18 protein-coding genes and 1 pseudogene are annotated in these 23,887 nt (G+C 41.2%); 4 read left to right on the forward strand and 15 right to left on the reverse strand.

Annotation, left to right across the window (positions count from 1 at the left end):
* Window positions 1-42: 42 nt before the first annotated feature.
* Both tnpB and BLP63_RS09790 read right to left on the reverse strand, forming a co-directional pair.
* A pseudogene (tnpB, locus tag BLP63_RS09785) lies at window positions 43-1,170 on the reverse strand (IS200/IS605 family element RNA-guided endonuclease TnpB).
* 675 nt (window positions 1,171-1,845) lie between these two features.
* A complete protein-coding gene (locus tag BLP63_RS09790) occupies window positions 1,846-2,673 on the reverse strand; it encodes an exodeoxyribonuclease III (RefSeq protein ID WP_092591032.1) in 828 nt (275 codons plus the stop codon).
* Window positions 2,674-3,454: 781 nt separating this feature from the next.
* Between BLP63_RS09790 and BLP63_RS09795 the strand changes: the two genes are divergently transcribed.
* Entirely contained in the window at window positions 3,455-3,850 is a 396-nt protein-coding gene (locus BLP63_RS09795; protein ID WP_092591034.1) for an RNA polymerase sigma factor, read from the forward strand.
* A gap of 231 nt (window positions 3,851-4,081) precedes the next feature.
* On the opposite strand, the gene BLP63_RS09800 is transcribed toward BLP63_RS09795, so the two are convergent.
* The 10 genes from BLP63_RS09800 to BLP63_RS16710 all read right to left on the reverse strand — a co-directional run bounded on the left by BLP63_RS09800 (window position 4,082) and on the right by BLP63_RS16710 (window position 15,733).
* The gene (locus BLP63_RS09800) at window positions 4,082-5,407 is read right to left on the reverse strand and encodes an ABC transporter substrate-binding protein (RefSeq protein ID WP_092591036.1); all 1,326 of its coding nucleotides are present in this window, start codon (window positions 5,405-5,407) and stop codon (window positions 4,082-4,084) included.
* Window positions 5,408-5,495: 88 nt separating this feature from the next.
* The gene (locus BLP63_RS09805; protein WP_092591038.1) at window positions 5,496-6,212 is read right to left on the reverse strand and encodes an ABC transporter ATP-binding protein; all 717 of its coding nucleotides are present in this window, start codon (window positions 6,210-6,212) and stop codon (window positions 5,496-5,498) included.
* Window positions 6,209-6,931, reverse strand: coding sequence for an ABC transporter ATP-binding protein (locus BLP63_RS09810; RefSeq protein ID WP_139159807.1), 723 nt, complete (start codon window positions 6,929-6,931; stop codon window positions 6,209-6,211). Before BLP63_RS09810 ends, BLP63_RS09805 begins: the two co-directional genes overlap by 4 nt.
* 19 nt (window positions 6,932-6,950) lie before the next feature.
* Window positions 6,951-7,895: a branched-chain amino acid ABC transporter permease gene (locus BLP63_RS09815; protein ID WP_092591042.1), complete on the reverse strand. Its 945-nt coding sequence runs from the start codon at window positions 7,893-7,895 to the stop codon at window positions 6,951-6,953.
* Window positions 7,896-7,908: 13 nt separating this feature from the next.
* Window positions 7,909-8,790 carry a branched-chain amino acid ABC transporter permease gene (locus tag BLP63_RS09820; RefSeq protein ID WP_170829390.1) on the reverse strand — a complete coding sequence of 294 codons (882 nt, stop codon included), beginning with the start codon at window positions 8,788-8,790 and terminating at the stop codon, window positions 7,909-7,911.
* 207 nt (window positions 8,791-8,997) lie between these two features.
* Entirely contained in the window at window positions 8,998-9,753 is a 756-nt protein-coding gene (locus BLP63_RS09825) for a cyclase family protein (RefSeq protein ID WP_092591046.1), read from the reverse strand.
* A gap of 22 nt (window positions 9,754-9,775) precedes the next feature.
* Window positions 9,776-11,587, reverse strand: a complete 1,812-nt coding sequence (locus BLP63_RS09830; RefSeq protein ID WP_092591048.1) for an adenine deaminase — start codon at window positions 11,585-11,587, stop codon at window positions 9,776-9,778.
* Between the two features lie 282 nt (window positions 11,588-11,869).
* A complete protein-coding gene (locus BLP63_RS09835) occupies window positions 11,870-13,222 on the reverse strand; it encodes a sigma-54-dependent transcriptional regulator (RefSeq protein ID WP_092591050.1) in 1,353 nt (450 codons plus the stop codon).
* Window positions 13,223-14,932 (reverse strand): transporter substrate-binding domain-containing protein, encoded by a 1,710-nt coding sequence (locus BLP63_RS09840; RefSeq protein ID WP_092591052.1) that lies wholly within the window; start codon window positions 14,930-14,932, stop codon window positions 13,223-13,225.
* Between the two features lie 591 nt (window positions 14,933-15,523).
* Window positions 15,524-15,733 (reverse strand): hypothetical protein, encoded by a 210-nt coding sequence (locus BLP63_RS16710; RefSeq protein WP_139159808.1) that lies wholly within the window; start codon window positions 15,731-15,733, stop codon window positions 15,524-15,526.
* 358 nt (window positions 15,734-16,091) lie between these two features.
* Here BLP63_RS16710 and BLP63_RS16865 point away from each other — a divergent pair, with 358 nt between their 5' ends.
* Both BLP63_RS16865 and BLP63_RS09845 read left to right on the forward strand, forming a co-directional pair.
* Window positions 16,092-16,259, forward strand: coding sequence for a hypothetical protein (locus BLP63_RS16865; RefSeq protein ID WP_170829391.1), 168 nt, complete (start codon window positions 16,092-16,094; stop codon window positions 16,257-16,259).
* A 52-nt stretch (window positions 16,260-16,311) separates the two neighbouring features.
* Window positions 16,312-18,009, forward strand: a complete 1,698-nt coding sequence (locus tag BLP63_RS09845; RefSeq protein ID WP_092591054.1) for a recombinase family protein — start codon at window positions 16,312-16,314, stop codon at window positions 18,007-18,009.
* On the opposite strand, the gene rlmD is transcribed toward BLP63_RS09845, so the two are convergent.
* Window positions 17,898-19,307, reverse strand: coding sequence for a 23S rRNA (uracil(1939)-C(5))-methyltransferase RlmD (gene rlmD, locus BLP63_RS09850; protein WP_092591056.1), 1,410 nt, complete (start codon window positions 19,305-19,307; stop codon window positions 17,898-17,900). The genes BLP63_RS09845 and rlmD overlap by 112 nt on opposite strands.
* A gap of 144 nt (window positions 19,308-19,451) precedes the next feature.
* Between rlmD and BLP63_RS09855 the strand changes: the two genes are divergently transcribed.
* Window positions 19,452-20,816 (forward strand): GerMN domain-containing protein, encoded by a 1,365-nt coding sequence (locus BLP63_RS09855; protein WP_170829392.1) that lies wholly within the window; start codon window positions 19,452-19,454, stop codon window positions 20,814-20,816.
* 98 nt (window positions 20,817-20,914) lie between these two features.
* On the opposite strand, the gene BLP63_RS09860 is transcribed toward BLP63_RS09855, so the two are convergent.
* Window positions 20,915-22,093 (reverse strand): YibE/F family protein, encoded by a 1,179-nt coding sequence (locus BLP63_RS09860; protein ID WP_092591111.1) that lies wholly within the window; start codon window positions 22,091-22,093, stop codon window positions 20,915-20,917.
* A 126-nt stretch (window positions 22,094-22,219) separates the two neighbouring features.
* Window positions 22,220-23,767: an alkaline phosphatase gene (locus BLP63_RS09865; protein ID WP_092591060.1), complete on the reverse strand. Its 1,548-nt coding sequence runs from the start codon at window positions 23,765-23,767 to the stop codon at window positions 22,220-22,222.
* Between the last annotated feature and the right edge of the window lie 120 nt (window positions 23,768-23,887).

Genomic DNA, 23,887 nt, shown 5'->3' on the forward strand with positions numbered 1-23,887 from the left:
CACGAGATTCCTAAGAACACCATTCTATCGAACAGTTTATTATTAGGCTATCCCCGTCGCACCAACGGTTAGAAGCCTTAGGGCTTCATTTTTAATATTTATGCTTGCGTTTAGATCTCTGTCGTGGATTATACCACACTCCGGACAAATCCAATCTCTCACAGCAAGATCCTTAACGTCTTTATTCTTATACCCGCAATTAGAGCACAATTGGCTTGAAGGAAAGGCCCTCCCCACTGTAACAACCTGCTTGCCATACCACTTTGCCTTATACTAAAGCATGCTTATGAAGGATGACCAGGACGCATCAGCGATGGATTTCGCCAGTTTGTGATTCCTCAGCAAATTAGAAACCTGCAAATCTTCTATTCCGATCACATCGTGATTTTTGATGATCTCGTAAGAAAATTTGTGTAGGTTGTCTTTTCTTGCATTGGTGATTTTTTCATGGATTTTAGCAACTTTAACCCTTTGTTTCTCCCAGTTTTTTGAATGCTTCACGCGCCTCGAAAGCACCCGCTGTGCTTTTGCGAGCTCAGCCTCATATTTTCTGAAGCACTTGAGGTTTTCGCGTTCAGTGTGATCTGATACTTTGGCGAAGTGCTTGATACCCACATCGATGCCGCAGACCGAACCGGTATTTTCAATTTCATGTATTTCTACTTCGGCGAGAATGGAGACAAAATATTTGCCCGATGGATGACGCCTTATTGTAGCGCTCAGAATCCTGCCTTCAACTTCTCTTGACTTAGCGAACTTAATAAGACCTAACTTTGGCAATTTGATTTTGTTGCCGACAATACCGATGTTCTCATTCGTAAATTTGGTCGTATAGGACTGGACTTTGTTCTTTTTCGACTTGAAGCGGGGGCGATCATTTTGTTTTTTAAAAAATCGTTTAAAAGCATCCTCCAGACACTTTAGTGATGACTGCAGGGCGATACTGTCCACTTCCCTCAGCCACTCGAACGCTTTCTCTCTTTTGAGCAAAGTCATTTGTGTGGCGCAAGTGTTGTAAGTGAGTCCTCTCCCCGTTTCCTCATAGGCCTTGTTCCACGCACTCAGAAAGTGGTTAAACACAAACCGGCTGCATCCTATTGTCTTAACGATCAGTACTTTCTGCGCTTCATTTGGATAAATGCGAAATCGATACGCTTTGTGAACCAACATCCTTTTTCACCTCCATAGAAAGCTCTCTTTGTTACTGCAAATCAAAAACAAAAAAATCACTAAAATCCATTAAAAAGCGATAGGAAGCTCATTTCATTACCCTACCGACAGTCATAGATTTTAAGTGATTGAAGGACGCCGACGCTGATTTTAATTCAATATTATGCTATCATCGTATCAAACATTTGTTCTTTTTCAAAGTAAAATCGGAAAAAATATTGAGCCATTTTATTGAATTTCTATTAGCGCCCTTGTTGGGATATCGTAGGAACATTGGTTGATGATGAAGGACGCACACAATACTATTATTGTGTGACTCATGCCTTTAAACCAAGTGCTGATGAGCGATTCATCCCATGACTGAAGTCATGGTGTTCTCGCCACGCTTATAAAATTACACAATTTGGAAGTCTCGTCCGTTTTTAAACCCATTATCCAATATTACGATAATGGGTGAGTTAAATTGTAAAACAATTTCATCAATTTCTCGATTTGCACATAGTAAAGATTTCCTCGATTTTCGAAAGCTGACCTCCAAAAGCCTCTCAATATCTAAATACTTTTTCAAAGAACTTCTGCAATTTCACTGCTGTTATCAGGTACGGACTCTGTATCCCAACCATGAGTACAAAGACTGTTATACCGATTGTCTTTTCCCCTATTTTAATGCGTTTGTTACAAATCAATATCCAATATAATTGGTGCGTGATCTTGCCTTTCACCAGAGTCCAGCATCTCAGACTTAATAACCTTGCCTGCTAACCTGTCACTCACAAGCCAATAATCAATCCGCCATCCGGAATTATTGATTTTACTCGTTTTTACCCTTTGTGCCCACCAAGTATACGCGCCTGTCACATCACCATGAACATGACGGAATGTATCTGTAAACCCTTTATTTAATAAATTTGTGAAGCCCTCACGTTCCTCATCTGTAAAGCCCGCTGATCTACGATTATTTTGCGGATTCGCTAAATCGATCTCTTTATGAGCTACATTATAATCCCCAGTGGCCACCACAGGCTTCTCCTGATCCAACCTCTGAAGATATTCAGCATACCTCTCATCCCAAACTTGTCTGTCCTTGAGCCTTTTTAATTCATCACCCGCATTCGGTGTATAGACCTGAGTCAGATAAAATTCTCCGAAATCTAAGGTTATAATCCTACCTTCTGAATCCATGGTATCCGGCGCCTGAATCTCAGGATAAATAACATCCGGAGAATACTGATCTTTATATAAAAACATCGTTCCTGCATAACTTTTCCCAGCTGGCTCCTGAGAACTTCGCCATGTATACGAATATCCTTTAAAATACGTTTCTAAATATTCCATATGTTTCTTACTTGGCCCACTGGCAGGTAATTTCGTTTCTTGCAATGCAATGACATCCGGATCATTCTCCAAAATTGTATCCATTACCTTTCTTGTGAGCACCGCCCTAGTTGAATCACTAGTTAAGGCTGCATTTAATGAATCAATATTCCATGAAATTAATCTCAAAATATCCTCCCCTGTTTCAAAAATAGGGTTAAGGCTTCAAACCTCCTCCCGACTGTTACCAGACAATTTAAGCTCCGGATTGTTCCCGCTATGTCAGACAATTTTCTAATTCTTCTTTTAAGGTAATTGATAAGCTTTGAACATCCGGTACATTGATATTCAATTCATTATACCAAATATAAGTTCAAAAAAAGTTATGCCGATGGTTTTTCTAATCCCACGTTAAATCATCAGGGACGGTTCCTTTTGATTTCTTTTGATTTCTTATGATTTATTGTACAACTCAAAAGTAGCGGATTTTAAACGAGGCCAATGATTGTTGAACCAGAAAATGCAATGCGTTAACCGGTATCGTTGGTGACCTGAATTTATTGTAACAAGTCGTCGGGGCTCTATCGAAATGGTCGATTCTTATGATGACACCGGTGGCTATTGTCTGCGGTTTACTAATTTCAGTGACTCTCTGCGTTGGATTCACATCTCAAAACCAAGTGGCTCTCATGGCCGGACTGGTTAGCTCTGAGGATTGGACGAATCGACTAAGTATTCCAAAATCCTCACGTGATCGCATCACTGCCGAAATACAAATTATCCGCTGGATCATTCACAAAGCAAAAACTCTGCCGATGGTTCACATTCTTCAACCCCAGCCAGCATAACATAATATGGAAGTCTCGACTGTTTTTAAACCCATTATCCAATCTTGTGATAATGGGTGAGTTGAATTGTAAATCAATTTCATCGATTTCTCGATTTGTAGCTGGTACATCCAACAAAGTTGATGAAGTCGGACGACTGCATCATTGCGGTTGAAGATGAGATTGCAGAACTGTTTGAAATGACAAGGCGTGCTGAGCGGAGTTATCTTCGCACGCTTTATCGCAACAGAGCACATTATTCGCTGAATCAGAACGATGGGATTGAGCATGATGTTATTTTCGTCGCGATGTCACCCTGTGAGATCTATGAACGCAAAGCGACTTTTGAAGAGCTTTATGCCGCAATTGCAACACTGCCGGAGCTTCAGGCCAAGCGCCTCTATGCTCATTACTTCCTGGATATGAGTAAGTCTGAGATCGCCAGGGCAGAGGGCGTCAGCACAAAGGCGGTTTGCAGATCCATTCAGTATGGGCTGAAGTCACTTGAGCAGATTTTGAAAGAATATCAGTTATTATAGATAAATTTTCTGAGCTCAATTCAATTCAGCCTTAATTGATTTCCACATTCAATGCAGTATTAACCACTCATTTGAAAAATCGAAATCGAAATGCATTTTGACTTATCACATTGACACAAAAAATGAAATTGTGCAAAATCTAAGATTCTGCACAATTTCATAGAACAAAGGGGGATTTTTATTCTCAAATTTTTTCAGAGGAAGGTCGTTTAATTTTGATTCTGTGTCAGATTACTTCCAGCCAGGGAAAGGATAGACCGGATCAGCTTCTTTATACATTTCAGGCCATACACAGAACCAGTCATTAGCTGTCATATCCGCTGTATTAATGTCTTCTGGTATGTATTGACCAACACCCCAATGGAAATCAGCAGCATTACCACCAGTTGCATTCATTTTGTAAGCATAGCCCGCAAGAGTAAATTCATTTTCTGTAAGAACCTTGACTAATGCGTCTTTTTCGATACTACCAGCCATATTGGCTGCTTTCGCAGCAAGTTCAACGGCCATAAATCCACACAGCAAATCATTTCCTGGAATTGAATTGTATTTTTCTGCAACATAAGCAGCTAAATAATCCTTGGTTTCTGACTCATATTTATTTTTAAAAACCGAGTAAGAAAAGAAACCTTTTTTTGCAACAGTAGGGTCAAGTCCACCCATTTCAGGATTAGTCCATGACAGCGTATCCCAACCCATACCTTCAATAATCATGTAAGGTGCTGAGTAGTCTAGTTCTTTACATTTTTCTATGAAGCGAACGCAATCCTCAAAATAGTGAGGCTGGAAAACAATATCTGGTTGAATCTCCTTAAGTTTAGATACAATTGGAGTCCAATCTGATTGCATTGGCTCAAAATATTCATGATAAACAATCTCGTATCCGTTTTCTTCAAGAAATGGTATCACCGCATCAGCAACTTCATGCCCATAAGAGATCTCAAGATTCAATATAGCTACAGTTTTAGGTTTTTCCTCGCCCTTTATATTCCATTTTTCGAAGTTGGCAAAGAAATCTGCAACGTCGTGCCACCACATGCCACCACGCCATTGATCATCCATTTGGATATTAACAATATTTTGGCCAAAGGCATCATTGGCAACGTAACTATCTGCTGCAATACAGAACATCATCTTATCATTTTTCGCAACTATTGGAGCTGCTGCAAGAAAAGGCGAAGTATATGGAGATAAAAGAATGTCTACTTTATCCTGGGTAATCAACTTTTCGTAAAGCATTGGAATTTTTGACTCATCAAATTCATCATCATAATATTTAAGAACTACTTCTCGGCCATTGATCCCACCCAACTCTTCATTAACATATTTAACAGCAAGTTGAGCACCTTCAAACGCCATTTGGCCCGCATGGGCAACTGGTCCACTCAAAGTAAAAGTTGATCCAATAACAAGCGGTTCATTTTCTGTTGTTTCTGTTTCATTAGGATCTGGCGCTGGTGCTGACTCAGTACTTTGGCCGCATCCTGTAAGTGCCATGGTTATAAGAAGAATTAGTGACAATAATAAAGCGATCTGTTTATTCTTTACTGTGCTCATTTCTCCAACTCCCTTCAAGATGGTGGATCAAGATTTTTTTATTAAAGCTCAAAATTAATGCTTCCTCTGAAAATCTAAAATCATTATGCTACATACCAATGTAGATTTTTTTGACCTCTTCTGTTTGTAAAAGTTCTTGAGAACTTCCTTTCAATGCAATATTCCCTTGAGTCATTACATAACCTCTTTCAGCAAAATCAAGAGCTATTTCGACTATCTGCTCTACGATAATTACCGGTACATTCAGTTGATTGGTCAATTTCTTTAGCATGTCATATAATTCCTCTACAACCTTTGGTGCCAACCCCATTGAAATATCATCCAAAAGAAGTAACTCTGGGCAGCCCATAATTGCCTTTCCCACTGCGAGCATTTTTCTCTGACCTCCGCTAAGTGATTTTGCGAGATCATTGCGTTTCGTCTTTAAAATTGGAAAGAAGTGATAGACAGTCTCAATATTTTCCTTTCGTTTTTCTTTTGCAATTTTTCTGTGACATGAAATATTTAGGTTTTCTTCAATTGTAAGTGTGTCAAAAGTCCCGCCTTCTTCAGGTACTTGGATGATACCTTTTTCAACAATCTGATGTGGCTGGAGATTATCAATTCTTTCTCCTCTAAATAAAATCTCTCCGGATTTGATTTTAACGATACCTGAAATTGATTTAAGCAAACTGCTCTTTCCAGCGCCATTCGCACCGATCATAGCGACGCATTCCATATCAGCAATTTCCAATGACACCCCACAAAGGACATCAACTTCAGGATCGTAGCCAGCCCTTACATTTTTCACCTCGAGAATGTTCATTGTTCCTTGCCCCCTAAATACGCCTCTATAACGTGTTTGTTCTGCGAAACATCATGCGGCGTGCCTTCAGCAATAACAATGCCTGAGTGGAGAACAGCAACCCGGTCACATATTTCTTTGATAAAAACCATGATATGTTCAATCACAATCACTGTTATCCCTGCCGCAGCAAGTTTTTTCATTAACGCCATACGCGCTTGAATTTCCTCACCAGAAAGGCCGCAAGAGACCTCATCGAAAAGAACAATATCAGGATTGCAAGCTAGAGCCCGAGCTATTTCCACATTTTTTTTATCCGGTAAAGAAAGATCCTGTGTTGGAATGTTTTGTTTATCTTTTAGATCCGTCAACTCCATTATTTCATCTAAAGTAAATAATTCTTTGCCTGGACTGTGTTTGCCGGCATTCGCTCTTGCCACTCGAGCATTCTCATATGGTGTCATACTTTTGAATGGCATTACAGTTTGAAAACATCTGCCAATGCCCATTCTTGCAAGCTCCCAAGGTTTTTTCCCTAGAATGTTCTGACCTTTGTAAATAACTTGGCCCGAGTCAGGTCCGAAAACACCGCAAATTATGTTAAAGAGTGTGGTCTTTCCGGCACCGTTAGTACCTATTATCCCGTAGATCTGGTTTTCATTGACACTAATATTAATGTCAGAAAATACTTGATTGCCGCCAAAGCTTTTTTTGAGATTTTTTACTTCCAATATTGGCAACTCTATCACCTCAATTGCGTTAATTTTTATTGATAGGCTTAACTTTCAACCGTTTCATAATCAGTTTACGAAGTCCAGGATAAATTCCTTCTCGACTTGTCATCATAACAGTCACAAGTAATAGTCCTAAAAGCAAGTGATGACCACCGCTAATAGTTACAACTGACCTTGAGAACTCTTGAAATAAAATAACGATCACACTGCCAATAGCGGCACCAAGAACTGTACCAATACCACCTATATAAGGTCCCAACAATATAAAAATACTAATGCTGGTTTCAAAAGTAGTAGCAGGATGGACGAAGCTGCTGTAAAGAGCATACAGCCCACCTGATAAACCTGTTAGTATTGCACCAATTACCAACGCGGTAGCTTTTGTTCTGTATATATCAATACCTACCATTTGCGCAGCGATAGGAACATCTCGAACTGCTTTAAAGCTGAGTCCAATATTTTGTTCAGTCAGCCATTTTACAAATAGAATTACAGCCGCGGTCGCAACAATAATAATGATGTATAAAAGATATTTGTCATAGCTTTTAAGAAATATGCCGCGAGTTGCAAACAAAGCTTTGTTATTTACAAAAATGCTGTGCATAACCACGCCAAGTCCAAACGTACCTACAAGGAACGGAAATCCTTGAACCCGCAACAGTGGATAAGATAAGATTAGAGCAAAAAGACCTGCTAGAAGTGCCCCGCAAATAACAAGCATGAAAAGCGGCAAATCATATCCATATCCTATCGGCAAACCAACTGTATAGGCACCAATTCCAAAAAAAACGGCATGACCAAATGAGATTTCACCTATGTACCCACCTAGAAGATTCCAACCTTGCCCCGCTATTACAAAGAGACATATATAGGCAATAAAGTTCGCGGCGAAGCCACCTTCAGTGCTGAACATGAAAATAATATAAGCTGCAACTGCCAATCCGGCTCCAATTAACCATTTTTTATCCATAACACACCTTCTTTCATTTTTTGCCGAATAGACCTGAAGGTTTGACAACAAGAAGTATTAACAAGCCAATAAACAAAACCGCATTTTTTAGAGCTGGAATCCAGAAGAAACTTGTTAGAGATTCTACTAAGCCAATTAGTAGTCCAGCAATTATTACGCCACCCAAACTTCCCATTCCACCTATTATGACTGCTACCCACCCTTTAAAGGTCAAGTCTAGCCCAACAGATGGGGTAATCTGATTAGTCAGCGCAAAAAACGTGCCTGCAATAACTGCAATGGAACTTGAAATTCCGAATGCCATTGCGCATATTTTTTGATAATTTATTCCGGTCAGCATTGCGGTTACACGATCATCGGAACACGCACGTAGAGAAATTCCAAGATCAGTTTTCTTTAAAATAAGATTCAAACCAAAATAAACAACCACAACGGCAACTAAAGACATTATGTGAACAACTGGCATTTTAAGGCTCGAAAGTTCAGCTACTGTATTTCGATAAGGAACGGCAATCATTCTATAAGTGCCAGACCAAATCATAAACTCAACCGCCATTATGCTCATGGCAATACCCCATGTAACCATAACTTGAGCCTGATAACGACCTTGCCAAATTTCCATATCCATGAATGGCTTCATGAAAATCACTTGAATAAAATAACCAATAACAAAGAATGCCGGAATTAAAATAATCAATGACATTAAAGGGTCTATGCCCAAGGAATTAAACCCCAAAAACCCAAGATATGCAGCCAAGATAGCCAAATCACCGTGCATATATGAACAAATTCTAAGTTTTCCAAATACAAGCGCAAAAGCCAAACCAAGCAAGGCATATATCGAACCTGTACCAATACCTCCTAAAATGGATTGTAAGAACCCTGTACTTCCCATAAGAACATCCTTTCTAAACATTTTTATTTCAACGGATGTATTTACATTTATCAGACAACCTTCTGATGAGTTCAGCAGTTAAAGTCCATTTAGAATCATATCTAACATAGAGATCAACCTTCAGCTTAGCCAATTTGTAGTATTATTGAAGAGTATTTATTGTTATACCTTGGAGGATAATCCCCCAAGGTATAACAGATATTTTAGCTATTCATCTCCTTTAAGAATGGCAACCGCTCGAATTGGAGATCCTGATCCTTCGCGAATTTTAAGCGGCAAACCAAAATATAGAAATCTTTTATTCGCTACCAAATTAAGATTGCATAAATTTTCAGTATTTGACATATCATATTCTCCACAAACAAAGTGGCCAGCAAAGCTTGGATCATCAGGATGGTCGATTGCAGGGGCATCAATACCAATATTGACGACGCCTTGTTCAGCAAGCCATCTGGCAGCATCTTCGCTGATACCAGTGTAGCGTGTTTGGAATTCGTCCCCGCCATAATATCCCAGAGCAGGTTTGAGAATTGCTTCTCCCGCCGGCTTACCATAATAACGTTCATGGTGGCCAGTATACATAAGAACAATGTCTCCTTTTCGAATATCTAGTCCTGCTTTTTTAACTGCGTTATCAAGGTCTTCAATTTCTATATAACGAGTCTCAGGAACATGACTGACATCCAAACAAATTGCATCTCCCCAGAACGTTGACATTGGCATATTTTCAATAGTCTCACCATCCGGTCTATATTCCCAAACCGCATCACAGTGAGTACCACAGTGTTCGCTGATTAACAGATTTCGAGCAGAAAAACCGAGTCGGCTGCCAGTTGCAGCTTGGCTTTTTTCATGTGTTTGATTGGTAACAATAAAAGTCTTCTGATGGATTGGGTAAAGTGACATACCTTCAAAAATTTCCTGAGAGAGATCAATAATTTTCCATTTTTGATTATGGTTCATGTCATTTCCTCCTAGTTTTGTTTTATTTTATTGTTGAAAGAACACAGTAGTTATTGGCGTCAATTACGCCTTTATCTGTAATTTTCCATTTTGGACTCGTTGATAGAGATAGAAATGCAAGATGCATAAACGGCGCGTGTGCTTTACAGTGAAGTTCTTTCGATGCAAGCTCATGCAAGTAAATCATTTTTTCTGTTAGTTCAGAAGCACTCAATTCATCTGTAAGCAATCCAGCGATCGGCAGTGCCATTTCACCAATGACTTGGCTGTCCTTTACCAAAACTACGCCACCTTGAATTTCGATGACCCGATTAACTGCTGATGCCATATCTTCGTAATTCGTTCCTACTACTATGATGTTGTGGGTATCGTGTGAAACCGTTTCAGCAAATGCGCCATACTGCATTTTAAAACCATTTACAAAAGTCTTTCCAATATCCATCTGACCATGTCTGCCAACGACAGCTATTGGAAGAAGGTCATCTTCAAGCATTGGAGATACAAAACCATTTTCGACCATCATTTCAACTTCAAGCGCTTCACTAAGATTCTGATCAAGAATCAGACCTATACAACGTACAGTCGCTTTCGATCCCTCTGCTGCTACTTTGAGATCATCCGCCGTAATTGGCTTTCTCTTAACAGAATTCTTAACTGAATCAGGGTATATGTATGGCTTAAGGTCAAAAATAACTTTCCCTTTTTCTGCAATTTTCTGTCCTTTTAGGAATACTTGATCAACATTCATGTCTTCAAGCTTTCCATCTATAATAGCAATGTCAGCAAATTTTCCTGGTGCTAAAACGCCAATCTCAGTCAAACCTAACCACGTCGCAGGGTTAATCGTTGCCATTTGAATGGCTTCAACAGGTGAAACACCTTCTTTAATTGTCCTTCGTATGATGTCATTCATATGGCCAGTTTTTGCGATGTCTTCAGCAAGCATATCATCAGTTGCCAAAATCATACGTCTGGAGTCTACCTTTTCCTCAGTCAATGCTTTAATACATTCTGGCATATTTCTCTGAGTAGAACCCTCTCTCATAAGTACATGTACGCCGTACCGCAATTTTTCTACGCACTCTTCTTTTGTTGTAGTTTCATGGCATGAAATATCCGTGCCAGCGCATATTATGTGAGAAGCAAGATCCTCAGCAAATAGTTCTGGTGCATTACCATCAACACCTTTACCAATACTTCTTGCATAGACTGTAGATACAATAGTGTCTCTGACTACATTGTAATTATTATCGTAAACAAATCGCATTGCGCTGATGCCTTGTGTTTCACCTATACCAGTGACAGTTGGATAATTAAGTGTCTCTGGAAGATCTTTAGAGGTGATGTCATATCCTGCAGTTTCAAGGCCTGGTGAATCTGGCGTAAGTGCTGGCACTCTGCAGTAGACATGATGTGGCATTAATGCAGCTTCTTCAGCCATTGCTTTTATTCCAACAGGACCAAGAACATTTCCAATTTCATGAGGATCAGAGATTAAACAAGTTGTACCAGTCGGTAATGACAATCTTGAAAATTCTGTAATCGTAAGCATTGCGCTTTCAAAATGCATATGCGCATCAATAAACCCAGGGGTGATGAACTTACCAGTAATATCAACGACCTCAGTTTTTGGGCCAATAAGCTTATCGCAATTTCCAACCATCAAGATATATTCGCCTTGGATCCCTACATCGGCTGTATATATTTCTCTAGTAATAACATTTACAAACTTTCCGCCTTTGAGAACTTTATCAGCAAACTTACTGCTGTCCATAAGAACATCAACACAATTTTGTCTGTCTGCAACCAATTTTAACTCTTTCACACCTAACATGTTTTCCCGTCCTTTCGACATTGATATCAATGTAAAACAATCGTTCATTGAAGACAATTCTAAGATGTATTGCTCCTATTCTTCATATTTTGCCCTCCCTGATATATTGTAGTGTTCTGTAATCAATTAATATGCAAGACCAATGCCAACTATAAGATTGTAATTTGAATTTTCTAAAATCAAGCAATTGTAAAGAATGTGTTAAATTACGAATAATATATTTCTCAATTATGAAAACAAGAAAGCGGAAAACTTTTCCTAAGAAGAAAAGTTTTCCGCTTTTTATTCGATCTCATATTCTTTTAGTTTGTTTCGAATTGTTCGATCTGTGACGCCTAACTTAAGTGCTGTAAGTTTCTGGTTTTTATTAAAAGCTTCAAAGTTCTTTAATATGACACGCTTTTCAACTTCTTTTAGCGGTTCTCCAATAAAAATCGGGATCAAATTTTCATCATGTTGCCATCTGTATCTAATTTCACGCATATATGCAGGTAGGTCTTTCTCATCTAATACTGCATTTTCGGACAGCGCAACCGCTCTTTCCACAACATTTTCAAGCTCTCTAATATTCCCTTTAAACTCAAAATTTTGTACGCAATTCAAAAATTCTGCTGTCACTTTTGTTACTGATTTTGATAATTCTTGATTATACTTTTTTATAAAGTAATTTACCAGATCAGGAATGTCTTCTCTTCTATCCTTTAATGGGGGTAAATGAATGTTGATTACATTGAGCCTGTAGTATAAATCTTCCCTAAATGTTCCATCGCTAATACTTTTACTTAAATCTCTATTAGTTGCTGCAATTATTCTAACATCAATTTTTTTGCTGCGATTTGAACCAACCGGTGAAATTTCCTTTTCCTGTATTGCTCTCAACAGCTTGCTTTGTAAAAGAATATCCATTTCTCCAATTTCATCTAAGAATAAAGACCCGTGATCAGCAATCTCAAAAAGGCCTCTCTTTTGCTTAATCGCTCCTGAAAACGCTCCAGCCTCATGTCCAAAAAGCTCACTTTCAAGCAATGCAGATGGTATAGCTGAACAATTAATTGCAATAAATTTTTCGTCTTTTCTTTTTCCTTGATAATGAATTGCTTTTGCAATAACTTCTTTTCCGGTTCCGCTCTCTCCTGTAATCAAAATATTAGTATCAATATCTTTTACTTTTTCTACCGTTTGGAGTATCTTTTGCATTGCTCGCGACTTAAATACTGTACCTTCTAACTCGCATTTTTTCAGTTTTTGATTTAAATAATGAATCTCGGACAATAATTTATTATGTTCTATACCTTTTTCTATCGTTAGTTCTATTTCATCTAAATCAATAGGTTTTGTAATGTAATCGAATGCACCTTTCTTTATTGCATCGATAGATGATTTTATCGTCCCAAACGCGGTCATTATTATAACTACAACATGCTCATTAAGTGATTTTAACTCATAAAAGAGAGACATCCCATCACTTTTCCCAAGTCTCATATCAAGCAATACGACATCAAAATCATATTGTTTAAACAATTTTTTAGCGATTAGTTCATCGTTGGCAAATGAGCAGTCATATTTTCTCCTAAAAGCGAACTTTAAGGAATCACAAACCGCAATATCATCATCAATAATTAAAACTTTTCGCATTTAAGCTTCACAACCTTTAAAGTTTAAAATAACTTTAGTCCCATTCCCATTGCTCTCAATGACTATCGATCCGTTATTATCAGAGATTAATTGATACGTGATATACAACCCAAGACCTGTACCTGTTTCTTTTTTTGTAAAAAACGGATCAAAAATATTATTTAAATCATCCTTGGATATTCCTATGCCATCGTCTTCGATAGTTATTCTTACAAAACTGCCAATGTAATTGGCTGAAATATAAATGCTGCCCTCATTATCAATAGCTTCAATGGCATTGTTGACAATATTCATCATAATCTGCCAAAGCTGTTTCTCATCCACATAGATTTTTACATTTTTTTCAATATATAACATAAATTCAATATTATACTTTCTATTTTTTTGACAGTCTAAGAGTGAAGTGAAAAAACTCGATAATTCAACACATTGAAAATGTGGAAGTCTTGGCGATGAATACGTTAACAATTCTTTGAGTATGTTATCAATGATAGAAACTTGATTTGGAACGTGCTTTAGCAATGAAGTTCTAAATTCCGGATCATCGATATTTTGGGGTAACAGATCAACAAAATTCTTTATACTTGTCAAAGGGTTCCTAATCTCATGTGCAACATTCAGTATCAATCTACCCAACGATTGCATTTTATCATATGTTTTTAATGCTTCTTCGGATTTCTTTTCAATTGTAACATCTCTTAAATTAATAATAATTCCTGTATTATTGTTGCCACTATCTAATAACGGACTGATGTTTATTTTTAGCCATTTTTTTTCATCAAAGTAATCATTAAATAAGATATCATTATGATAAACGTTTGAACTGTCATCAAGTGTTTTTTGAATAATGTCACCATCGATGAAGTTTATCAATTCCGATTCATAAAACGATTTAAAAATAGTTCTGTATTTGTTAATTCTAAGAAGTGAACAGGCTGAATTATTAATGGCTTTTATTACGCCAAGGCTATCTAAGCAAATAATGCCAGTACCTGTCGTTTCAATTATTTGGTTATCTATAAAATCGATTTGCTCTCCAAACCAATTATCATAAATTCTTTGATAAGTGCCGTCTTCTCTAATCTTTTGAATGCCATCATTAAATAATTTTAATAGATCTCGTCTATTTTTTCGAAACCCAAGTCCAAACTTTGTAATATTTATTGGTGCACCAACTGATTTTATCATTGATGCAGTTCCGGCATCCTTAGCATAATAAAGTATTACCATTCTATTTCCAGCAATTGCATCAACTTCTTGATTGATTAACATCTCCAGCGCGATCTTTTGATTTCGAACTTTTACAATATGGATTGGATGATTAATATTAGATTTCTTAATGATGATATCATAGCTAATGTCATTTTCTTGGACAGCAATTTTTTTTCTGTATAAGTCATTAATTACATTAATATCTGCCCTATTAGATAAAGTATACACAGAGTGAAAAACAGTTACATATTCCTTTGAGAATACAAAATCTTCTTTTCTCTCATTTGAAATCGACATACCCTGAATAGCTAAAAATTCATTTCTTTTAATGCGTTGAATTGCTTCTGTCCATTCCATCAGATTAAAAACGACTTCAAAATTCATTGCCTTTGCTATACTTTTAGTTATTTCAATGCTAAAGCCTTTGCAATTACCATCTTTATCATAATACTCAAAAGGAGGATAGTTTAAATCCCCACAGATTTCGATCGTTCGCAATGTTACTCACCTCAATCAATTAAACTTATAATTTCAACATATGTATTACAAATGTCATGTTTTCAACAATTGTATTATACCCTCTTTTTATTAATTCTCAAATGATTTAGACTACGTTAAACTGGTTCAAACAAAAGCTCAATTCGCTAAAAACAACACCTGACTTCATAACAAAATGCTCAAACCAGTCCACTTTTGTTAATTCTTTATCGCGTAGTAACACCTCAATCCTGTAGTGTAGTCCGGGATATGGTGTTTTTTCTTTTTCCAAATTATTTTCTTACATTTTCTTTGACTTCTTATTATTAAATTCATATTCAAGATTAATTTAGAATATCAAAATTAAAATACGCATTATTAAAAAATCTACAGTAAAAATTTTCAATCCAGGGTTCAAAAACCTCCCAAAATTGTCACGGTATATGAGAGATGAAATTTTCTCAACAAAAATCGTTCTTTGACAATTTCATAATAGAACTCCGGATCCCTTTGATGCATGGACCGAAAGGAAAAGCCAGGCGACTGGTACGCGACGACCTTCCAAAGTGAAGCGAGCGGTTAATACCCAGGTCCCAGGTTGATTGTGGCAGATCAGCCGGCCAAGACCTCATGCATCAGATCATGATACTTCCGTACAGTCACAGCCCGAGCGTGATCAAACCGTCCCCGGCAATGAGTACGGCCCGCCATCAGAATGGGGGGAGGTGAAAAACCTATGAAAGCGCCCGCCAGCGCTTGTCCGGCAGTTCGAAGAACCCAACTCGAAATAGCAGCAGCCCCACTGACAACGTCCTCATCCATAATGAGGCTCATGTGGTCAGTGGGGCTGCTTCAAACACTTGATGTCAAGGCTGTGGAATGGGGATTTTAAGACCCTCGACAACATTGAGACTGCCTACCGCTTTGTGCTACGCTCTCCTTAAGCAAAAAAGAGATCCTATGAAGCACGCTCACCTGATGCACTAAAGCCTGAAGATACCAGACCGCCGAATGATCTGCTTTTCGACGGCCTGGTATCCTCAGGATCTGATCCTGAGATTAAACTGTGTTTCGACACAATGTAACTGATGGTTTGCCCATTTGACACATCGACAAACTTCCCACACCAAAAAAGCGTGCTTATAATCATTATAAGCACCTCACTCGGAGGTGATTGTACATGGAAAATATCAAGAGTTTATCCCAAAATACAGTCGAAGCGGCTCAGCCTCACAGCACAATCGCGACAGCGAAAACAAAATCCTATCAGGATTTCATCAATGTGCTCTCGAAAATTATCGAAAAGCATGGCAACGAAGTGCTGAATGAGATAAACCGTGCTGAATAAATGGCTGTATTCATGTCATTGATGTTTTCCAATATTTATTGGAGGTTTGACCATGAATAGGAGCGGGAAAAAATGTGTGCTTTATCCCCGGGTTAGTACTGAAATGCAAGTGGATGGCTACAGCCTGGATGGACAGAAAAACAGCCTAAAACGTTTTGCTGAAAGAGAAGAAATGGACATCGTCAATATTTACGAAGATGCTGGCAAATCCGGCAAATCCATTGACGGCAGACCTGCCTTTAAGCAAATGCTGGCTGATATTGAAAATAGCTTAGAGCTTGATTATATCCTGGTGTACAAACTGTCCCGCTTTGGCAGAAATGCCGCTGATATTTTAACTTCCCTGGAGCACGTTCAGTCTTTTGGGGTCAATTTGATCTGTATAGAGGAAGGTATAGATTCCTCACAAACAAGTGGAAAGCTTTTGATCTCTGTACTCTCTGCCGTTGCTGAAATTGAACGCGAAAATATCATTGAGCAGACCATGAACGATCGAAAGGAAAAAGCGCGTCAAGGCGGCTGGAACGGTGGTTTTGCCCCTTATGGCTACTTTCTCAAAGATAAGCAGCTTTTTATTAACGAGGATGAAGCTGAAGCTGTTCGCATGATCTTTGAAAAGTTTCTAAAAGACAATATGGGTTTTACCAAAATTGCCAGATATCTAAACTTACAGGGGATTCAGAAGATACAACGAAACAACGGCACGCTCTCGCTGTGGAGTACACATTTTGTTAAAGCGATCATTGATAACCCTGTCTATTGTGGCAAAATCTCTTATGGCAGACGTGTCCGTGAAAAGGTAAAAGGAAGTAAGAACACCTATAAACAGATCCCGCAGGAAAATTACATCTTAGCGGAAGGTCAACATGAGGCCATTATTAGCGAAGAACTATGGAATGCAGCACATGAGAAAAGAGAACTGACAGGTGTTAAGTCCCAGTCTAAAATAGGCAGGGACAGAATCCACTTGCTAAGCGGCATTTTGAAGTGTCCGAATTGCGGCGGTCCAATGTATACTATCAAACGCGCTTGGACCAACAAAGATGGTACCTCGAAAGAAATTTATTATTATATTTGCAGCAGAAGGCGGGCAGCAAGAGGGAAAACCTGTGACTATAACGCACAGATCAGAAAGACAGACATTGAGCCCCTTGTCATTGATGCAATCCGCGAAATGATCACCAATCAGGATTTTGCTGTAGAAGTCAAATCGAGAATAGGAAAAGAAATAGACATCTCTACCTTAAACAGAGAACTGAAAAACTACGAATCCAAACTGAGAGAAGTGGAACTGAATAAATCCCGTCTTGAAAATGAAATAGACACACTGCCTGAGGACACGCGTTTCAGGGAACGTAAGCTACATGACATGACCCTCAGACTTGATGGACTCTATGACACCATAGTTGAACTTGAAGATCAAATTGAAGATGTAAATCTTCGTCGAAAAGCCGTAGAGCAAGAGGCGATCACTTTAGAAAACATCTATACCCTGCTGTCGAACTTCGACAAAGTGTACGACAAAATCAGCGATGAAGAGAAAAAATCTCTGATTTCTTCGCTCATCAAAGAAATAGAGATTTTTCCAAATAATACGGCTGAACAGCCTCTTAAATCTATAAAGTTCAATTTCCCTGTCTATAAAGATCCTGAAGATTTTGGTGATACAACTAGCGACAAAAGGACGCACGTCTCCACGTGCCCCGTCCCCCCAAAAAGATCCACCGGCTGCACCGCCACCAGCTCATAAGCCGCAGCCTCCAGTCCAGACTCTCCACCGCCGCACAGCACCTTCAGGTCCCGGGCCAGCGTGGAAGGCTTGCAGGACACATAAACAATCTTCTCAGGCTTCATATCCAGCAGCGTCCTCAGCACCTCTGGCTCACAGCCCTTCCGTGGAGGATCCAGCACGACCACATCAGGCCGCACGCCCTGCTCCGCCAGCCGCGGCATGACATCCTCCGCCCTCCCGGCAATGAACTCAACATGATCAAGGCCAGCCCGCTTGGCATTTTCGACCGCATCCTCAACCGCCGGTCTTACGCTTTCTATACCGTAAACCTTCTGAGCCTGCCTTGACAAGCTAAGGGAAATCGTCCCAATCCCGGAGTAAACGTCAAAGACGGTTTCACCACCGCTAAGCCCTGCAAACTCAACTGCTTTCTGATAGAGCACCCTGGTCTGTTCGGTGTTGACCTGGAAAAAAGACAGCGGACTGATCCCAAAATGGAACCCATCCAGCTCACCCAAAATCCGCTCGTTCCCATACAGCACTTTATTCTGAGGACCAAGTACCTGTCCCCCCGGCTTGGTGTTCGTGTTCAGCACAATGCTTTCAATCCCGGAAACTTCACCTCTCAGCCTTTCAACCAGCGCATCTGATCCCTGCAGGGTTTTCGAAGTCGCCACCAGCACCACCATCAGCCCGCCGGTCACATTAGAATGCCGGATCATCAGATGCCGCAGAATCCCCTCCTGGGTCTTCGGGTTATACGTAGAAACACCTGTTGATTCGGCCCAGTCCCGCACCACAGCAACGACCCTTGAATTTATCTCCGGCTGGATCAAGCAATCCGCAATATCGATTACTTCATGGGTACCGGCCTTAAAAAATCCAATCCGCACACGTCCGTTAACCCTTCGAATGTGATACTGCCCGTTATTGCGGTACCGAAAGGGCTCAGCCATCCCCAGCGTCAGTGGTACATCCACACCCTTAAACCCGCCAATCCGTTCCAGCGCGTCCTGAACCGTCACTCGCTTGGCCTCAAGCTGCCCCGGATAATCCAGGTGCTGAAGCTGGCAGCCGCCACACTCCGGAAAATACGGGCAAGGCGGCGAAACCCTCGAAGGCGACGCCGTCAGTACCCGGGTCAGACGGCCCCTGGCATAATTTTTCTTCTGCTCCACGAGCAGGCATTCCACCGTTTCCCCCGGTAAAACCCCAGGCACAAACACCGCCATGCCGTCGAGGCGGCCAATACCCTCGCCCTCCTCGCTGAGGGCCGTAATCATAAGCGTTTCAGGTTTTATCGAAATAGGATCCATAATTATTCCTCCAGTAGCATCATTTGGACTTTCCAGCCAAGGCACCATTAAATTGCCTTCATTCATAGGTGGCAATGCCTGTCATAATGAATTATAATGTAATTTGAGGCAAGTTCAAAGACTATGATCACAAGGAGGGATAGCGTGTCAAAATTTTTGTTTAATTTTGTCCTATTGACCGTCATGTTTTTTATACTGACCACTATGCCCGTTAATAAACAAATTCTCAATTTTAATTTCTCTTTTGAAGGCTTTACGGAGTGGGAGCAAGGCAAGATCCCGGAAGAAGAAGAGCCAGGGATAGTAGCCGATGGTCTCGGCGACGCCACCCTAACCACCAGCACCGCCTACCTCTTCCAGCCAGAATCCCTGGTCGTCCTCGTTGAAGGCACCGGCGAGGTGGTGGAAATGGCCTCTGACATAAGAAATCAAATGACGCTGACCATTTACGACAAGGATCGTCAGGTCGAGGTGCTGACCGGCGACCAAATTCCGTTCAAAGAGGACCGGCTGATCGACAAGTCCAAGGTGGAACTGGCGCTGGACATCCCGGCACTCGCCCTCGAGGCCGGCCACTATAAGCTTGAGCTCGGAAGCGAAAGCACCCATCTGGCAGCTGAAGCAAGCACAGTATCAGCTGAAATTTCCACTTTTGCAGGTAAGCGTTACATCCCGGCGCGTCAAGTGGCGAACACACGAAACGTCTCAATTCAGACCTATTACCCTGATCAAAACCTGATGCATCTGGTCCCGTTATCGCAAGAAACGGTTAACGACAAGGTTCTTCGAACTACCATGAATACCCTGACGTCACCACCGCCTGCGGGCCTTGGCCTGCTAAACGAAGCCTCCACATTCCGAGTACCGAATATTCAATATGCTCAGGGTACTTTAGACATGTATACCCGCTCTGCGGATCTGGCACCGTTTTCAACTGGCAGTACCCGCTCAATGCTGGCTGTCGAAGCGATCCGGCACACGTTTTTTAACGTAGATTATGTCCAGCGAATCAAGTTCCATATGGATGGCAAATCCACAGGTGCTTTTCTTCACGGTATGGATCTTGGAACCGTTTACGAGCGGGACAACACGCCAATGGCATGGCTGGGCGTCAGAACCAGTGGAGAACGGCTTCTCCTCGGTCCCGTCAAAGTCAATCCAGCCCAGTCAAATCCGGCTGAGGATGTACTGGCACTTCTCAAAAGCGGCATAGCTCAGGAAGGCAGCAGCGACGCGCTGATCGCGCCTCTGCCGTCAAACGTTATCGTGGTCAGTACCGCGCAAGACGGCGCGACCCTTAAAGTGGATCTTGGTATTGAAGGCGAGCTTTACGGCGGCGACCAGGCGCTCGCAGCATTTATGTTTGACGCGTTGACCCAGTCCCTGACCTCAATATCAGGTATTGACGCCGTCAGCTACACCATGGGTGGTGCGCCCATTACCAGCCTGAATGGCCTGAGTTTGACTGAAGTACAGAGGAAAAAAGCCTTGATTAACCCGCTGGAATAGCGGGTTTTTTTCATATTACCAGCTTTGGGCTTACTTCAAATAAAAAAAGTCCTCGCCAGTTTAATATCCAGCGCGGACCCTTTATCTTATCATAAATTTTAGACACCCGTCGCCACGTCTGCAGTCTCTTCGATCAATCGCTGACTTCCATTAACAAGCGAAGTCTGACCTTCCACTTCATACATAAGGCTGCAGATCATAGAAGTGAGTGGTGACACCATCACCAAACCAATACAGCCGACAAAGGTATGAAGAATTTCAGAGGCAATGGCTTTGGAGTTAAGGATATTCAACATAGGCGTGCCCTGAGCCATATAGACCATCATCACAGAAATGTAACTCCCCATATAAGCCAGGAGCAGCGTTGTCGTCTGGCTGCCCACGACAGATTTTCCTATCCTCAAACCCGACTTCATCAGCTCTGCCTTTGAAATGGCAGGGTTGCTCATGACAATTTCATCGAGCGCTGCGGATATATCGATGGCCAGATCCAGGATTGCCCCCGAACATGCCAGATAGATGCCCGCTTGAAAAATTCCGGTGAGGTCCAGCGACATAAAGCCCGCGTAGAGCAGGGATTCCGACCACTGCATCACGGTACCGTCAATCATGAAGTACTTTGTGAAAGCCACTGCCATAAACGCTGTCACCAGCGAGCAAGCGACAGCAGCCAAAATTGCTGCATAGGCTTTCTTCGTAAAACCCGCCACCAGTAACAGGGTTGACACCGTCAGAACGTTACCGATCACCAGTCCAACCAGCAGCGGATCATAGCCTTTGAGCATCAAAGGAATCAGGATTTTCCATATGCTGATCAACGCGAAAGCAAAGGACAAGATGGTTCGGACGCCTGTGAATCCAGAAAACAGCACCAGCAGACCCGCAAAAATTGCAATCAGAATCAGTTCTTTATTGATCCGGTAATGGTCAATGAGATTGGCGAAAATGATGTTGCCCTCCTGATCAAACTCCAATAGCGCCCATACCTCGTCACCTGTATTGAACATTTTATCAAATTCATTTCTTCCGGTGAGAAGATTGACGCCTTCGACCTGGATGCCCTTGTGGGTGCCGGATTCAATCTCAATAACGCCCCTTTGTTCACCTTGAGCAATCAGTCCAATATTATAAACGGTTGATTCGTCAGTTTCGAGCACTCTGGCCCTAACCCCTTCGGAATTAAAATAAATCTGCTTCTCGAAGCCGGTCGGCAGCGCCGCAACAATGCCTATGATCACCGTAAATAAGACGACGAAAATCAACTCTTTCTTATCCATTCTCTTTATAATGCCATACATAGTCTCACCTAAAATCCATTTTTTATGTTAAATCCCGTGATGCGCTCCAATTTGAAAGGTGTAAAAAGGGCTGGAAAAATTCCAGCCCTCTGCCATGGGCATAGACTATCTGCCTGATTTTATTTGGGTCACTTCTGCCAATTTATTGAAGATGTCCGTGTTGTCATAGGAACCATTAAACTTATACGCGCCTACACCGACTGCGTAAACACCGACTGGAACGCCAGTGTGGGAATAAGAGGTCCAGCCAACGCCAGCCTTGTTGTTGAGGATATGTGTAAGCGTCACTGAAAGCGGATCATATCCACCGTACATCAAGTACGCTTCGTCGCTTTCATCCCGGTCGTCTTCCGCAAGCATGGATTCTGCGAAAGCCGCTTGAAGCTTAGCGTACTCGCCTTCTGTCATTTCAAGCGCGTTGTCATCAATCGAAGCATCCGGTGCGAAAAGTCCGAAGTTCTCAGTGATCGCTGGCATGACGTCATCGAAGGTGAGACCATCGGCATCTTCTTCTTTCATCTCTTTGATCATGCTGTCAAATGCGACATAGGACATTTCCTGCTCTTCAAGAATATCGAATGCCGTGCTGTAGCCTGTAGCTGCATAGCCAATTGTCATGCCGCCCGTTTCGTGGTCACCAGTGACAATGATCAGCGTCTCCATTGGGTGCGCTTCAGCAAAGTCAATAGCTACCTGAATTGCGTCTTCAAAAGCAAGGACATCGCCGATGGTCGCTTTCGCATCATTCGCATGGCATGCCCAGTCTATTTTTCCGGACTCAGTCATCAGGAAGAAGCCATCTTTGTTATCCAGGACATCGATGCCTTTTCTCACAAAGTCCGCTAATTGAAGGTCGCCTTCTTCAGTGTCAATCGCATACGGCATCGCGCCGCTGTCCTGAAGTACAGGGCTGACTGCGTAAGCTGGGCTGGATTCGCTGTTAAGGGCTTCAATTTCTTCTTTGGTATCTGCGATCATAAAGCCTTTCTCTTCTAAAATAGTATAGGCGCTTTTTTGATCTTTCTCTTTGCCCGTCGCCTGGTTGATCGAGCCGCCGCCAAAGTAATCAAAGCCGGAATCTGCCATCTGAAGCGCGATGTCATAATAGTTATTTCTTGAAGCTGTATGTGCATAATAAGCTGCTGGCGTCGCGTGGTTGATCGTGACGTTGGAAACGACACCAATCTTCATGTTCTTTTGATCCTTTAAGAGCTCTGTGATCGTTGGTACAACAGTTTGCTTATCTACCGCCATACCAATGGTCCCGCTGTGGGTTTTCACGCCTGTAGAAAGGGAGGTCGCTGTGGAAGCAGAATCCGGACAAAAGGACGTGGAATCCTGTGTTGTCGCGACACCTGCGACTGGAAACTGTGAGAAGTTCAGCATGTCTGGGGCAACTTCGCCTTTTGTGTTATTACCTTCGCAAACCTGTGCTGCATTTGCCTGAACAAAGCTCAGACCATCACCAATAAACATGAATATGTACTTTGGCGCCTTACCAAGGTTTGACTTTTTGACCAACGTTTCGCTGACACTTGGCGCTTCTTTGGCTGCTGGGCTTAAATTGACTTCCGAGAAACCTGATACGGAAGTAATCAGCAGCGCCGAAAGAACGGTGAAAATAATTGCTTTGTTGGATGTGAACTTTTTCATATGATCCTCCTTTAAAATGATGTCTGCACCATCATCATAAAGTTTGAAGTTTAAGTTTATGAGTGATTAAAGTTAAGAACCAGTAAATTTTGGCATTTGCATTTAGATTGATTCATTGTG

Origin of the sequence: Acidaminobacter hydrogenoformans DSM 2784 (assembly GCF_900103005.1) — a bacterium.
In the GTDB taxonomy this organism is placed as follows: Bacteria; Bacillota; Clostridia; order Peptostreptococcales; family Acidaminobacteraceae; genus Acidaminobacter; species Acidaminobacter hydrogenoformans.

Coding starts and splice junctions, on each gene's coding strand:
- BLP63_RS09795 (WP_092591034.1), top strand. CDS start 3,455: ATGAAGTCGGACGACTGCATCATTGCGGTTGAAGATGAGATTGCAGAA.
- BLP63_RS09800 (WP_092591036.1), bottom strand. CDS start 5,407: ATGAGCACAGTAAAGAATAAACAGATCGCTTTATTATTGTCACTAATT.
- BLP63_RS09805 (WP_092591038.1), bottom strand. CDS start 6,212: ATGAACATTCTCGAGGTGAAAAATGTAAGGGCTGGCTACGATCCTGAA.
- BLP63_RS09815 (WP_092591042.1), bottom strand. CDS start 7,895: ATGGATAAAAAATGGTTAATTGGAGCCGGATTGGCAGTTGCAGCTTAT.
- BLP63_RS09820 (WP_170829390.1), bottom strand. CDS start 8,790: ATGGGAAGTACAGGGTTCTTACAATCCATTTTAGGAGGTATTGGTACA.
- BLP63_RS09825 (WP_092591046.1), bottom strand. CDS start 9,753: ATGAACCATAATCAAAAATGGAAAATTATTGATCTCTCTCAGGAAATT.
- BLP63_RS09830 (WP_092591048.1), bottom strand. CDS start 11,587: ATGTTAGGTGTGAAAGAGTTAAAATTGGTTGCAGACAGACAAAATTGT.
- BLP63_RS09835 (WP_092591050.1), bottom strand. CDS start 13,222: ATGCGAAAAGTTTTAATTATTGATGATGATATTGCGGTTTGTGATTCC.
- BLP63_RS16710 (WP_139159808.1), bottom strand. CDS start 15,733: ATGGATGAGGACGTTGTCAGTGGGGCTGCTGCTATTTCGAGTTGGGTT.
- BLP63_RS16865 (WP_170829391.1), top strand. CDS start 16,092: ATGGAAAATATCAAGAGTTTATCCCAAAATACAGTCGAAGCGGCTCAG.
- BLP63_RS09845 (WP_092591054.1), top strand. CDS start 16,312: ATGAATAGGAGCGGGAAAAAATGTGTGCTTTATCCCCGGGTTAGTACT.
- rlmD (WP_092591056.1), bottom strand. CDS start 19,307: ATGGATCCTATTTCGATAAAACCTGAAACGCTTATGATTACGGCCCTC.
- BLP63_RS09860 (WP_092591111.1), bottom strand. CDS start 22,093: ATGGATAAGAAAGAGTTGATTTTCGTCGTCTTATTTACGGTGATCATA.
- BLP63_RS09865 (WP_092591060.1), bottom strand. CDS start 23,767: ATGAAAAAGTTCACATCCAACAAAGCAATTATTTTCACCGTTCTTTCG.